This window comes from uncultured Phascolarctobacterium sp., from assembly GCF_937920985.1.
In the GTDB taxonomy this organism is placed as follows: Bacteria; Bacillota; Negativicutes; order Acidaminococcales; family Acidaminococcaceae; genus Phascolarctobacterium_A.
Window position 1 is genome coordinate 45379 of the sequence record NZ_CALDXR010000030.1, and the last position, 14550, is coordinate 59928.

The window sequence follows — 14550 nt, forward strand, 5'->3', positions numbered from 1 at the left end:
TTGCAAAGTTCATGGCAGGGAGGAACTAATCATGACAGATTTACGTATCGCTAAGGATCGTTTGCTCTATATGTATTCGCGCCTGGTAGACGGCAAAATGCTCTACAAGAAGGAGGAGGCCCAACGCTTTGGCTGCTCCTTACGCTCAATTCAGCGCGACATAGAAGACCTACGGTCCTTTTTGCATGAACAGAATGAAGCTACAGGCCTGGTGCAGGACCTGGTATATAACCAAAAGCTGGGCGCTTACCAATTGGTACCGCCTTCACGCAATCTGCTGTCTAACGAAGAGGTTTTCGCCACGCTCAAAATACTGCTGGAAAGCAGGGCGTTTACCAAAAAGGAGCTTTACCCGATTATCGATAAGCTTATTGACTGCTGTATCCCCAAAACGGAGCAGCAGCGTGTGAGCGAGCTGATTGGCAACGAAAAGCTGCTGTACGTAGAGCCACAGCATCAGGACAAGTTCCTCAAGAAGATGTGGGAGCTGAGCGGCGCTGTACGCGAGCAGCAGGAGGTAACGATTGCCTACCGCCGTACTGATGGCGTGCAGGTGCAGCGCACTGTGCAGCCTGTAGGCATCATGTTCTCCGAATTCTATTTTTATCTGATCGCCTTCATTGCCCCCAAGGACAAGAAAAAGGTGAAGTTTGAGATTGAAAACGATCCCTTCCCGACAATTTACCGCATCGACAGAATCAAAGGCTTTACGATTACGGACAAGCATTTTGCTGTACCGTATGCCCAACGCTTTGAAGAGGGCGAGTTCCGTAAGCGCATCCAGTTTATGTATGGTGGTCATCTGCAGCGACTGCGCTTTTACTTCAAAGGTAGCTGCTATGAGTACATTTTAGACCGACTGCCAACCGCTAAGGTTGTGCAGGAGGACGAAAAGGGTACGCTGATTGAAGCAGAGGTTTTCGGCAAGGGCATTGATATCTGGCTCAAAAGCCAGGGTGAGCTGATTGAGGTTGTGTCCCGACAGGAGCTGGCAGTAAATTAAGCTGAAAAAAATCCCATAAAGCACCAAAAAATTTCTTATTTCATCTAGAAAACTTTTCAGGATAGTCAATCTTTGGCTATCCTGTTTTTTATAATTAGCTTATGGTAAGCAAGTAAAAAAACACTGAGGCAGCAACACGTTTCAGGCATCGGTTGCAGTAGCAATCCAGGCATTACCAATCCCTTACTATGGTAATGCCAGCGAAATTAGGTGCAAGAAGCAGAACCCGCACCTTTTTTTCCATGAAGAACTGCCTTGAATAATGTAAGCTATAATCAGTAAGATGAAGAGGAGTGGTGATATATGTATTGTGAAAAATATGTTGAAATGGGCAAAAAAATTCGTTATTACAGAACCATGCAGGAGCTGGGGCAGGGGACGCTCGCAGAACAGATTGGCATTACTCCGCAGTATTTAAGCAAAATTGAGCATGGCAGTGCTCGCCCCAGCATGGACCTGGTATTCCGCATCGCCGATAAGCTGCAGGTAAAGGTGTCGCACCTGCTGGAGGCCTGCTAAAGCTTTATTTTTCCTCCTTTTTGTGGTACAATACCCATGTAATTGCTTCTGCTCGAGGCAATTAACAGCGTGACTGCCGCAAGGCAGCATACATGTAAGGAGGCAATTTAATATGAACGAGCAAAACAGCGTTTTAAACATCATTGGCAAGGTAAGCGGATTGTTATCCAAGTACATCGCCGTCGTGATTTTAATCACCTCTGCGGTAGCCTTTACACATCCGCAGAAATTCATGTGGATTCCGCAGTACACGGCCCTCTTCCTGGGTACAGCAATGTTTGGCATGGGCCTGACAATCAAGCGTGAGGACTTTCAAATCGTCTTTTCCCGACCTAAGGAGGTTATTTCTGGCTGTATCCTGCAATACACTATTATGCCCCTGGCAGCCTATCTGTTGGCTGTAGTGATGAATCTTGATACTGATATCGCTCTGGGCGTTATCCTCGTAGGCTGCTGCCCCGGCGGTACTGCCAGCAACGTTATTGCTTACATCGCTAAGGGTGACGTTCCCTTATCCGTGGGCATGACCATCGCTTCGACCTTGATTGCACCGCTGGTAACACCTGTGCTGGTGTACCTGCTGGCAGGCTCCTGGGTAGAGGTAAGCTTTATGGCTATGGTGCTTTCCGTAGTGAAGATTGTGCTGCTGCCTGTGCTTGCAGGTATCATCTTGAACAGTCTTTTCCACGAAACCATCGTCAAGCTGGGCGGTATTCTGCCGCTGGTTTCTGTTGTAGCGATTGTAACCATTATCGATGGTATCGTTGCTGTCAACGCTGCTAAGCTGATGAGCTGCGGTCTGATCGTAATGCTGGCAGTTGTCCTGCACAACGGCATCGGTATGGCACTGGGCCTGGGCATGGCGCGTCTGATGAAGGTATCCTACGCTAAGGAAACATCTATCGCTATTGAAGTTGCAATGCAGAACAGTGGTCTGGCGCTTGCACTGGCAACTGCAAACTTCGCCGCTAACCCGCTGGCTACGCTTCCGGGAGCAATTTTCAGCGTATGGCATAACGTTTCCGGTTCTATTTTCGCCAGCTGCCGCATCAAAGAAGTAGAGGAGAAGCAAAAGCTGGACATTAAGGAACATGCAATAGCAAAATAAGCATAAACACTAAAGGCACTACTGCAGCGCAGTAGTGCCTCTTAATTTTTGCCGTAGAGCAGGGGAGAAAGCCTGCTCCTTATTTTTTATTCTTCTCATCTAAACCGAAGAGCATTGCCATAGGCTGCTCCGGCGCTTCCTTAACCGGCGCGCCTGTGCTAAAGCCCGGCATTTCCGCCTTGGTCAGCTCAATTTTGCCGTATTGGCGCTCATAATCATCAATAACCCATTTCAAAATCTGTTCGATTTCCTTATTGACCGAACGACCATTTATCTTTGCTAAATGCTTCATCTTATTCATGATAATAGGATGAATGCGCAATGTAAAGCGTGCCTCTTCCATGAATACTCCCTCCGTATACTGATAATTCTACTAATTATTATAGGCAAGAAATGCATATTTGGCAAGGAGATAATCTTTTTTAGCAACAGCTAACTCTTTTTACAAGATTTTCAGACAATAGCTTTGCAAATATGCTATAATGAATACCATAGTGTAAATTTTAGGAGGCAACAATGACTTTAGCAATAAATGCCGTATACCACGGCTTTAAGGTTTTACAAGCACAATTTGTAGATGAAATCAGCTCCCAGGCATATATCATGGAGCATATCAAGAGCGGCGCACGCCTTTTGTACCTTGCTAACGATGACGATAACAAGGTTTTTTCTATTTCCTTCAGAACTCCGCCTGCAGATGATACAGGTGTAGCACATATCCTGGAGCATTCCTCTCTCTGCGGCTCCCGCAAATATCCCTTAAAGGAGCCTTTCGTAGACCTCGTCAAGGGCTCTCTGAACACCTTTTTGAACGCGATGACCTTCCCGGATAAGACCATGTATCCCGTTGCCAGCCGCAACGATAAGGATTTCCATAACCTGATGGACGTATATCTGGACGCTGTGTTCTATCCTTCCTTCTACCAGAACAAATACACCCTGCGTCAGGAGGGCTGGCATTATAATCTGGACAGCCTCGACGGCGAGCTGAGCTATAACGGCGTTGTTTATAACGAAATGAAGGGTGTTTATTCTTCTCCGGACGCTTATCTGGAAAACGAAGCAATGAAGGCCTTGTTCCCTGATAACTGCTACCGCTTTGAATCCGGCGGCTATCCGGACGCTATTCCGCAGCTGACTCAGGAAAAATTCGAGCAGTTCCACAAAACCTATTACAGCCCGGAAAACAGCTATATCTATTTATACGGCGACATGGATATCGACGCTACTTTGGAATATCTCGACAGCGAATATCTGAGCAGCTTTGAAAAGACGGGCACTGTTGATTCTGCCATCGCAGAGCAGCAGCCACTGATGCGTACTGCGGATATCGAAGCCTTTTATCCGGTTGGAGCAGAGGAGGATTGCACTGCCAAAACATATCACGAGCTTTCTATCGTAACAGGCAAGGCAACCGACCTGCAGACCAGCATGGCGCTGAGCCTGCTGAAGAGCACCTTGTTGGACAGCGAATCCTCCGCACTGCGCCGCGCGCTGATGGACGCAGGCATAGGCCAGATTATCAACGGCAGCTATACCTCCAGCATGTATCAGCCGGTATTTTCTATCCGTGCCAGCGGCAGTGAGAAGGAGCTGCGCGATAAATTTATCAGCGTTATCTATAAAACACTGCAGGAAATCACCATCAACGGCGTTGACAAAAAGCTGCTGGAGGCCAACATCAACTCCATGGAATTCAAGCTGCGCGAGGCAGATTTCGGCGGCTATCCCAAAGGACTGATTCTGGGCATCGGCGTTATGGACAACTGGCTGTATGACGGCAATCCGATTGAAGGCCTGTGCTATAACAAATATATCGCAGCACTGCGCGAGGGCCTGAAGACCAATTATTATGAAAGCATTATTGAAAACTATCTGCTGGACAACACCCATAAGGTGCTGGTAACCCTGCTGCCGCAGCCCGGCAAGGAGGAGGCAGACCAGGAGGCCGCTGCTGCCAAGATGAGCGCTATCAAAGCCAAGATGAGCCAGGAGGAGCTGCAGCAGCATATCGACGAATGCGCCGAGCTGCACCGCCTGCAGGCTACTCCCGACAGCGAGGAAGCACGCGCAACCATCCCTGTACTAAAGCGCAGTGATATCAGGCAGGAGGTAGAGCAGATTGAAACGCAGGAAGAAACACTGGGCGCAAGCCGTCTGCTGTATCTGCCGCGCAACACCAATAAAATCGCTTATACCGGCTTCTATTTTGATATTACCGACATGGAGGCAGAAAAGCTGCCTCTGTGCTATCTGCTTACTGATATCATGGGCAAGTTCAACACTGAACGCTACAGCTATCAGGAGTTGGCAACCAACGCTATCATGTACACCGGTGGCATTGCGTTCGCTGTACGCGCCTTTACCGAGGCTGAAGCCACGGACGATTACAAGATTTACTTCTCCACCAAAGGCAAATGCCTCACAGAAAACCTGCCGAAAATGCTGGATATCCTGCAGGCGATTGCATTGGAAAGCAAGCTGGACGATCTGGACCGCTTCCGCGAGCTGGTATCCGAGCTGAAAACCGATTGGGACGACAACTTCTTCAACCGCGGTCAAACGGTTGCTATCTCCAGACTGTACTCCTATTGCTCTGCCGGCGCACGCGTCAACGAGCAGGATGAGTTCAGCTATTACCAGTTCCTCAAAAAGCTGACCGATAACTTCGACGAGCTGGCACCACAGGTGCTGGAGCAACTTAGCCTGTTAATCAAACGCTTCTTCCAGAAGAGCCGCTTCCTGCTTAGCTACAGCTGTGATATGAAGGAGCAGGCAACAGTAAAAGCGCAATGCCTGGAGTTCATCAGCAAGCTGTCTGAGGTAGAAACAGGGGAGAAGGCTGATGTTCTGCCTGTAGGCACCACTAACGAGGCTATTGCAACTGCCGGTAAGGTGCAATACGTCGCTGCAGGCGGCAACTTTGCTAAGCATGGTCACAAATATGTGGGCGCTATGGCTGTACTGGAAACTATTCTGAGCTACGAATACCTTTGGACCAAGATCCGTATCCAGGGCGGCGCTTACGGCGTTACTGCACGCTTTGAGCTGAACGGTGTAGGCGTATTTGCCTCCTACCGCGACCCGCAGCTGCCAAAAACACTGGAGGCCTATAAAGGTCTGGCAGAATGGCTGAGGAACGAAGAGTTCCCCGAACGCGAGCTGAACAAGTATGTTATCGGTACCATCAGCACGATGGATAAGCCTCTGACCAACAGCATGCGTCTTGACAAGGCTACAGCACAATACCTGAAGCACGTTCCAGTTGAGCTGCGCCAGCGCATCCGCAACGAGGTTCTGCAGGTAACTAGCGCCGACCTGCAGGCACTGGCTAAGGTAGTAGAGGACATGCTCAGCGACGGCCTGATTTGCGTAGTCGGCGGCAAGCAGCCTATTGAAGCTAATAAATCTTTGTTCAACAATATCATCAATGCGTAAATCTGTACGCTATTAAATTTACGCTAAGGCTAATAAAAACCCGTGACGTCCGAAGGGAGTCACGGGTTTTGTTATACGGAAAAACGATATTTACTTAGTCCAGCTCACCGTTTTGCGCCTTTTTAACAAGCTCCTGATAAGCGTTATAAACGCCGCTGTTGAAACAGGTAAGCACAACGCTCATGCCATAGTTGGCGTTGGCATTAATCCATTCGGTGCAGGTCAAAAGAGCGATACGGGCAGCCTCGTCCACAGGATAAGCATAAACACCGGTAGAAATCGCCGGGAAAGCGATGCTGTGCAGATGATGCTTGCGTGCCAGGTCCAGACTGTTCTTGTAGCAGTCGGCCAGCTCCAGCCTTTGCTCAACCTTGCCATTATAAATCGGGCCTACAGTATGAATAATGTAGCTTGCAGGCAGGTTATAGCCATAGGTAATCTTGGCAGCACCAGTCGGGCAGCCGCCTAAGGTTTTGCATTCCTCCAGAAGCTGCGGTCCTGCAGCGCGGTGGATAGCACCATCAACGCCGCCGCCACCTAAAAGCGTACTGTTAGCAGCATTGACAATAGCGTCGCAGTCCAGCGTAGTTATATCACCACGCCAAACAGAAATAGCGTTCTGCTGCTTGTTCTTCTTGGCATCGGCCAGCAGCTCCTTCAGCATCTGATTTTGGATATTGAAGGGAGCGGGGGAAGCAGGGTTAAAGATAATGCCGGCAATGCCGTCCATTTGCAGGATTGCTTCAAAGTAATTGACCAAAGGGCGGCTGATAACATTGCAAGGTGCGCCCTGCTCATAGGCTTCCTTACTGCTGAAGGCAGTCATATATTCCAGGCCGCTTTCCGTAGTCTGCGTCTGCAGCAGCAGCCGGTCCTCCGGCGCATCGGCAGCAGTAGGAATGAGCACCTCAGCACCTTCCTGCAGCATTACGCTGACTGCATGGAGCAGCTTGACCAGGTTGGCTTCACTCTGTTCAACAGCAAAAAATTGCTGGGCATTCATGATAATATCAGTAGATGGATGTAACATAAGCGTCATCTCCTTATAAAAATCGTTTACACACATTCATAACTATAATATATAACAAAAAAACAGCTCTGTAAAGAGCTGTTTTTCGTATATGACGCTAAAGTGACATCATTTTACATGCATTTTACAGTCAGGCTATTACAGCATGCGGAATACAGAAATAACCTTACCAAGCACCTTAATGTTGTCAGAACCGACAATCGGCTGATACTTATCGTTTTCCGGTTGCAGGCGCACACTGCGCAGCTCGCGGAAGTAACGCTTAACGGTAGTTTCCTCGCCATCAATCAAGGCAACAACAATATCACCGTTATTAGCAAAGTTCTGCTTACGAGCAATAATGTAGTCGTGATCCAGGATACCTGCGTTGATCATGCTGTCACCGCATACGGAAAGCATGAAGACATCATCGTCGCAGCCGATCAGGTCACGAGGAATAGGATAGGTCTCTTCAATATTCTCTACAGCGAGAATAGGAACACCTGCAGTAACCTTGCCAACCAGCGGTACCGGAACAAGCAGCTTATTTCTCCAGGCATCACTTTCGCTCATCAGCTCCAATGCACGCGGTTTAGCAGCATCACGCTGAATGAAGCCGTATTCCTGCAGCTTCTTCAGATGGTTATGCACGCTGGCACTGGAAGATAAGCCTACAGCTGCACCTATTTCACGTACAGCAGGCGGATAACCCTTATGATTAATAAAGGTACGGACGAATTTTAAAATATTACGTTGGCGTTCAGACAACATTTCTTCAGTATAGTTGCCATCAAAGTCTGGCGGGAGCGCTTTTCTTCTTCCCATTTTAGACCCTCCAATCATTTGTTTATAGATTACCTTATACAAATTATAGCAGATAAAAGTAATTTCGTCAAACAGCAGTGCGCATGGTGACTAATTAAAGAAAGCAAAACCACAAGCTCCAATAAAACCTAAAAGAAGCATAAGAGCATATACAATACCTACAATTAAAAGCAGTATTTTAAGTATTTTCCATAGTACAGAAATTGCTTTATCCATAGCTTTACCTTTCCGGTGTATTGACTGTAAAATAATATTTTACGTCCGATAATGTATATTATGTTAAATTTTTCTTTTCTCAGACGTGAGATTTTTATGCACTGCAACTCATTGCACCTGTGTAATTAAAAGTGCCATTCGTTTACTTGCTGTTCAAGGCTTTTTTCCGTTTCAACGTCGGTTTTTTTAATAAAAAGCATCGCTGTAGCAGCTTTTTGATTGCAGCTCAGTAAAATTTTATTATTATAAGCAAAATCCTTCAGCAATTGGGTATCAGCATTGATGCCTATAAGAGCTTTTTCCTGGGTGAAGTCAAAATTTGTCTTATAATCCTTCAAAGCAAAGTATTCGTTGCTGAAGCCCTTCAGTCGCTGCAGACCATCATTAATAAAGCTTTCTACAGCAAGCTTGTTGGCAACAGGCGTTGCTAAAAGCTCTTTAGCATCAGCGTCATTAATATTATCTACGCTGACGGTAACAAGCAGATGATTCCAATGCTCCAGAACATTACGCATGCCGCTGGTGTAAAGCTCCATGAACTTTTGCTGATATTCAGGATCAGACGCCGGAATAGCAAATACGGAATAGATATTGTCAAAATCAGTATTTGCGGCAACCTCCTGCATTTGCTTCATTGAAGAAGCCGTAGTCAGATAAAAGGTGCCTTTATCCTTATATCGCAGGTTCAGCTGGCCGTAGAACCAGTCATCCGGCAGCTGCACACTTTTGCCGACTGCAGTATCATTAAAGCTGATGGCCTTAGGCGTGCTTGTCGGGGCAAAAGCCTTAAAGCCCTTCAGCAGATTAGTGTGTGCTTTATCAAAGCGCTGCATTGTTGCTGCAGGAATGTCGCGCAAAGCAACATTTTCTACCTGCATGGCCTTTTCTACTGCTTCCTTTATAGAAGCTGCGTCCTGAGGCTTGGTTTTTGCTGCTTTATCCTCACTGCCTGCTTCGTCAGTATCGATATCTTCAATATCATCGATATCAACATCTGTATCAGCGTCAGCAGCTTTTTCGTCCTTCTTCGGAGCATATACATCCTGGTCACTGTTTACTGTCGACAGCAGATAAAGTCTGTCATTGGCAGAAACCATGCTGGTATCAATTTTAAACAGTACATCAGATTGCTTATAGATATAAGAAATGGTAATTGCCTTTTTGCCGGCAATCTTGCCTACCTTGATTACAGGAGTAAGCTGGTCCAGCTTCTCCTTGAGCACCTTGCTTTGGATAGTTACATTACCATTGCTGTCGTGCTCTGCATATTTTTCAAGCTCCAGTAACGGCGCAGGCACAGTTTTCGGATTAAGCTGGGAGCGCTCCAAAAGCGCCAGCTTCTCATATTCCGCATCAAAATAAGCAGTAGAGAATTTTTCGCCTAAAATCTGCTCCATATCCTCTGCTGTGTAATAGTTAACAATATTAACTGCGGTATTTTTTAAATCCTCTTCGTTCTGATAAGCCTTTTTGCTGCTGATATTGGTATACGCATAAACCTTCTTCGCTTCCAGCTTATAGTAAGGCTGTCCGTCCTTAACGCTGTAGCCTGCGTAGCTGTTTTCGTAGGCATAAGCACTACTGCTTGCAAGGATGAGCATTGCTGCTAAAATCGCACTTTTATTCATAAGCTTTCGCTCCTCTACTTTATTATAAGGAAGTTATTTGGTAACAACGTTCACCATCACGCCGCTGCCCAGGTTGCAGGCATTAGCTTCGTCGGTATCAATATGAACCTCGTCAGCATGCTTTACGCCCGCACGTACCAGAACATTATGCAGTGTTACGGAACGCTCGCCCTCTGTCTGGATATCAACGATATCGCCGTCCTTCAGGCCGTATTTCTCAGCGGTTTCCGGATACAGATGCACGTGGCGCGCAGCGATGATAATACCCTCCTTCAGCTCCAGCTCGCCCTTCGGACCGATGAGCTTAGCGCCAGCACTGCCTGCGATGTCGCCGCTGTTGCGGATAGGAGCATCAAGGCCAACCTTGCGTGCGTCAGTCAGAGAAAGCTCAATCTGAGTTTCCGGACGCAGAGGACCGATGATGCGCAGCTTCATGGAATCCTTGGGAGTTACCATGGTAATCTGTTCTTCAGAAGCAAACTGACCGGGCTGGCCAATCGGCTTTTTAACGTGCAGCTCGCTGCCTTCACCAAATAAAATATCCATATGCTCACGGCACAGATGTGCGTGACGTGCAGAAACACCTAAAACTATCGGAAATTGCATTGTATGTCACCTCATAAAATAATTTTTTGTTTATATACTTATTATAGCTTGAATTGTGGTAATTGTCATCAGTTATCGAAATTTTTTTCATATAATAGGAGATCAGCTACAGGCAAAGCTTCTTTTTCCTACATATATACAGGAAAAAAATAATAGGACCGGGTTTCCCTAGTCCTATTATACACAAGATTCTTTTAGAATTGACCGCTTACCATGAAATGGATGCGAGTTGAATCTACATCAGTATTATTGATTTCCTTAATCAAAGGCACGCCCAATGTTACCACAGCACCGATGTGCTTGGTGATGTTGCTGCGCACGCCCAGACCACAGCTTGTCAGTACATGGCTGTCAAAGGCACTGTCGCCAAAGACCTGACCATGATCCATAAAGACGAAAGCATTAGTCTTTTTGTCCTTAGTTACAGGCACGGAATATTCCAGGCCCACACTGTAGCCACTGTCGCCGCCAAGCAGGCTTTCTTTGTAGCCGCGTACGCTGTACATACCGCCAATGTAGAACTGACGGGCGGAAGGCAGATAGTTATTGAAGCCACGCTGTGCGTCAAGGCGCAGGCTCAAAAGCTGTCCATGCTGATACATTTTCTGGTACAGGCCGTTAAGCTGGTACAGGGAAAAATCCTTGTCCTTATCGGCAATATTGGTATGCGTACCGGCGTTAAAGCTGTGCTTTTGGTAAATAACAGAGCTTGCGCCGTAATTAGTTACGGAATAGCCTGCCGTAACGCCTTTAATGGTATCATCGAGCCAATGCTGGCCGCTGAAATCAGTCTTGGAATTTTGCTGACCGTAATCAAGAGTTGCCTCAGTACGAGTCTTTTCCGTCACTAACAACGGCTGGCTCAGGCCAACGTTCATGGCATAAGCATGACCGCGTACATTCAACGGCTCCAGCTGTCCGTCCGTAATGTGAACGCTGTTGGCGCTGTACTGCAGGTTCAGCTTGGTACCGCTATGGCCTAAGGGCCTGCTATAGCCAAGGCCGAAGGATTTGGTGCCATCGCTCAGCATTGTGTTCAGCGTCAGCGCGTCACGCACACCTGTCAGGCTTCTGTCCGTAAAGAACAGGCCGCCGCGGTATTCGCCGCTCGTATCACTGCCTGCGTTATCACTGTAAACAGTCCAGGTAATGTTTTGCGGTTCATAGGCGCTGATGACGTAATCCGTAGTTCCCGGCTCACTGCCGGCCTGCAGAGAAATGCGCAGCTGCACGTCATTGGCAGCGTTAAAGCGCAGTAAATCGTCATTCAGCTTATTGATGTTGGCAACCTCACCCTGCTTCAGGCTCATACGCTTGCTGATGTATTTGCTTTTGGTATACTTGTTGCCCTGCACCTCAACAGCATTCGTTTTGCCTTCGATAAGCTCAATTTTTACCGTACCGTTTTTGATTGTCTGCGCCGGCAAAATTGCACGACAGGTAAAGTAACCATTATCAAGATACAGCTTGTTGATTTTATTCACCAGCTCGTACAAATCCTTGACGCCAACCTCTTTACCGATATATTCGTCCGTCAGCTTCTGCAGCTCTGCCTGCTCCAGTACGGTAGATTCATCCAGCTCCAGCTTTTCCAGCTTAAAGGTTACTGCTGCCTGCTGCTCCGCATCAGGCTTTTGGCTCCCCTGCTCTATCTTGCTGCTTGCCTTGGCCTTGTCCTCGGCAATCTGCTTGGCAACACGCTGGCGCTCCATATACTCTATCGCTCTGTTGGCTGCCACACCGGCGTTGTTCAAACCGCTTTTATGGAATTCCGCTGCCTGCTCATCTGTAGGCCCTGCAAAAGCAACGGCACTGCATCCCAGCAAAAGCGTAACCAGAAGCAAGCTTGTTTTATTAGTAATCATCGTCAACACCCCTTTGATATACATAACTTTGCTGCATCCGGCAGACTAATTAGCCTGCCAGATGAGCTGCATTATTTTTTTATATTCCTTTTCCAGATGCTTGATGATTACATCCAGCACGGTATAAATCATGTCGCCCTCCAGCCTGCCATTTTGGCAGAGCAGGCAGCTGTCCAGGTAGAGTGAACCGTCGTCTGTAAGATAATATTTGAACACCTTATATTGACGGTTCACCTTGTTGATTTCCCTCAGAATAGCCACTTCGTTCGTCTCGTTGACAGCATTTGCTGCCAGCTGCACGCGAAGCATACCATAAATACTGCTGTCCAGGATGACCAGCGTCGGCAGACGCTGGCCTTCAACAACAATGTGAGAACGGAAGACCACTGTGTTCAGCTTATCCTCGCTAATCTGTTCAATGGCAAAGCAGGTAATCTTCTTATCATCCAAGTATTTGATAAAAGCCTCTGCCTTTTTGTTCATCAGCGTTTCCTCCTATGCTTCTACAGTGATTTTTACGGGTTCACTCTTGTTATCGTCTTCATCCAGGTCATATAGGTCGTAGCGGAAGTATTGTACTACATCCGGTGCGTGATTGATGTCATATTCCTCTGCTTTGTTCTCGTTGAGCTGCTGCAGCATATGGTCTACAGCGGTAAAGCGTTGGTCATAAACATAATCATAATTACGCAGGTCAAGCAGTGCGCCGTTGCTGTGCTGAACGTTCGGCTGTGCAGTGAAGTGCAGGTACATCCATTTATCCGGGTTAGTACCCTCCTGCTGCCATTCAATCAGATTATATGCCGGGTTGTTCACTGCAATGTTGTTCCAGTAAACGCTGTCGCTGCCGTCACGTTGCGGCGGTGCGCCCCATACAGCAGTCTTCATATGCTTATTGCTGAAATGCGCAACATTGTTGACTACCAGCTTATCGATATGGAACATGCCCTCGCTAACTTTGATAGAGCCGTTATTCAGCCACAGATGCTCGAAGCGGACACCCTTATTGGTAATTATCTCACCAATCTTCAGATTTTCAATAGGCTTATCAGGCTGTGCGCCGTCCGGAATGATGGTCAGAAGGCCGTCAGCATCCAGACGCTGCTGAATCTTGTTCAGGTCAATGTCGCTGCCCTGAGCAATAATCTTGGTGCCTGCGATAAGCTCATCAACCTTCAGCTGCTTACCTTCGGTCTTCAGCTGCAGAGCTACCAGATTGCCGTCGATTTTTGCCAAGGTAAGATTGCCGTTGGCAACGTCGATAAGCGCATTGTTGGTAGCATAAATCTCGTGCAGGTCAACATCTCCGGCACCCTTGATTTGCAGTGCGAAGTTGCCGCTGTTGATATCACCCTTGTCGCCAAGAGCTTTGAATTTGTTGTCATGGTCGGTTACACTACCGTTCTGCAGTACGTCGATATTGATGTTGCCATGATCGGCAGTTACATCGCCGCCGAAGGTGATGTCGCCTTTAGCTGCGTCTGTCTGCAGGTGGATGTTTCCAGCCTTGCTGTTGATAATACCTTTGGTAGTAATGCTGCCTTTGGCATTATAATCAACATTCTTCTGCGCCTTAACTTCTCCGCCGGTTGTAATGCTGCCGCCTGCAAGCAAATCTACGTTAGCATTAGTAGAAGTGAGGCTACCGTTAGCAGTAATATCTTTCGCTGCATCGATGTCTACTTCGTTGTTGGCTGTTACATTACCGCCAGTTACAACAGATCCCTTCTTAGAATTGATGCTTACCTTATCAGCTGCATTCAGATTAACGCCGCCTGCAGTAGTAATGTCGCCATCTGCCTTAACAGTGATATTACCGGTATGTTCATCATTATACTTAGAGGTATCAATAGTGGAATTAATGGTAATCTTGCCGGTATCCGCCTGGTAGTTTTCAATCAGGACATCGCCCTTGATATGAGAATCATCAACAGTAACCAGCAGATTATCCGTCGTACCGTTAAACCTGGTTACGCCATTAACCATCAGGCTGCTGCCTGCGTTCTTACCCTTAATCGTTAGGCTCTTCACCTTATTGTTCCTGCTGAGCAGCTGCTGCGTCTCGCCGGATTCAACTGTAAGATTATCTGCAGTAATACCTGCAGCCGCTGCATCCTGCATTACGCTGCCATTGGCATCCAGCTTCAAGCCGTTGTTAGCACCGTTCACCGTAATGCCGCTGCTGCCAAGTGCGATATTGCCATTAGTTGCGGTAATTACGCTATCAGCACCCGCTGCCAGCGTGCTTCTGTTCAGGTTAACGTTGTTGCCTGCAGTAATGTTGCCTGCGCCGCTAGATGTAATGCTGCCGGTTGTTACGTTCACATCTTTAC

General features: G+C 47.4%; 13 protein-coding genes and 1 pseudogene. 4 read left to right on the forward strand and 10 right to left on the reverse strand.

The features are described from left to right. Positions 1 to 31 precede the first annotated feature (31 nt). The 3 genes from Q0612_RS05380 to Q0612_RS05390 all read left to right on the forward strand — a co-directional run bounded on the left by Q0612_RS05380 (position 32) and on the right by Q0612_RS05390 (position 2630). Positions 32 to 1003 (forward strand): YafY family protein, encoded by a 972-nt coding sequence (locus Q0612_RS05380; protein ID WP_293829299.1) that lies wholly within the window; start codon positions 32 to 34, stop codon positions 1001 to 1003. A 303-nt stretch (positions 1004 to 1306) separates the two neighbouring features. Further along, a complete protein-coding gene (locus tag Q0612_RS05385) occupies positions 1307 to 1522 on the forward strand; it encodes a helix-turn-helix domain-containing protein (protein ID WP_298881753.1) in 216 nt (71 codons plus the stop codon). A gap of 112 nt (positions 1523 to 1634) precedes the next feature. Further along, a complete protein-coding gene (locus Q0612_RS05390) occupies positions 1635 to 2630 on the forward strand; it encodes a bile acid:sodium symporter family protein (protein ID WP_298881754.1) in 996 nt (331 codons plus the stop codon). Between the two features lie 79 nt (positions 2631 to 2709). Here the strand turns inward: Q0612_RS05390 and Q0612_RS05395 are convergent, their stop codons facing one another. After that, a complete protein-coding gene (locus tag Q0612_RS05395; RefSeq protein WP_293829302.1) occupies positions 2710 to 2973 on the reverse strand; it encodes an Arc family DNA-binding protein in 264 nt (87 codons plus the stop codon). Between the two features lie 173 nt (positions 2974 to 3146). Between Q0612_RS05395 and Q0612_RS05400 the strand changes: the two genes are divergently transcribed. Then, positions 3147 to 6068 carry an insulinase family protein gene (locus Q0612_RS05400; protein WP_298881758.1) on the forward strand — a complete coding sequence of 974 codons (2922 nt, stop codon included), beginning with the start codon at positions 3147 to 3149 and terminating at the stop codon, positions 6066 to 6068. A 94-nt stretch (positions 6069 to 6162) separates the two neighbouring features. Here Q0612_RS05400 and Q0612_RS11920 read toward each other — a convergent pair whose 3' ends face one another. The 9 genes and pseudogenes from Q0612_RS11920 to Q0612_RS05440 form a co-directional block, all read right to left on the reverse strand. Continuing rightward, on the reverse strand, positions 6163 to 6732 hold the full coding sequence (locus Q0612_RS11920; protein WP_367181695.1) for an O-acetyl-ADP-ribose deacetylase: 570 nt from the start codon (positions 6730 to 6732) through the stop codon (positions 6163 to 6165). 3 nt (positions 6733 to 6735) lie between these two features. After that, a pseudogene (locus Q0612_RS11925) lies at positions 6736 to 7134 on the reverse strand (SseB family protein); the annotation flags it as partial. Positions 7135 to 7236: 102 nt separating this feature from the next. After that, entirely contained in the window at positions 7237 to 7902 is a 666-nt protein-coding gene (lexA, locus tag Q0612_RS05410; RefSeq protein WP_366517751.1) for a transcriptional repressor LexA, read from the reverse strand. Positions 7903 to 7992: 90 nt separating this feature from the next. Then, positions 7993 to 8118, reverse strand: a complete 126-nt coding sequence (locus tag Q0612_RS05415) for a hypothetical protein (RefSeq protein WP_298881763.1) — start codon at positions 8116 to 8118, stop codon at positions 7993 to 7995. A 125-nt stretch (positions 8119 to 8243) separates the two neighbouring features. Further along, a complete protein-coding gene (locus Q0612_RS05420) occupies positions 8244 to 9746 on the reverse strand; it encodes a hypothetical protein (RefSeq protein ID WP_298881767.1) in 1503 nt (500 codons plus the stop codon). A 33-nt stretch (positions 9747 to 9779) separates the two neighbouring features. Further along, the gene (pduL, locus tag Q0612_RS05425) at positions 9780 to 10352 is read right to left on the reverse strand and encodes a phosphate propanoyltransferase (protein WP_277248473.1); all 573 of its coding nucleotides are present in this window, start codon (positions 10350 to 10352) and stop codon (positions 9780 to 9782) included. 194 nt (positions 10353 to 10546) lie between these two features. Beyond that, complete coding sequence (locus tag Q0612_RS05430) at positions 10547 to 12217, reverse strand: ShlB/FhaC/HecB family hemolysin secretion/activation protein (RefSeq protein WP_298881784.1); 1671 nt, start codon at positions 12215 to 12217, stop codon at positions 10547 to 10549. Between the two features lie 45 nt (positions 12218 to 12262). Beyond that, positions 12263 to 12700, reverse strand: a complete 438-nt coding sequence (locus Q0612_RS05435) for a YbjN domain-containing protein (RefSeq protein WP_021720812.1) — start codon at positions 12698 to 12700, stop codon at positions 12263 to 12265. 12 nt (positions 12701 to 12712) lie between these two features. Further along, positions 12713 to 14550: hypothetical protein (locus Q0612_RS05440; protein ID WP_298881789.1), on the reverse strand; the 1838-nt coding region annotated here is incomplete at its 5' end.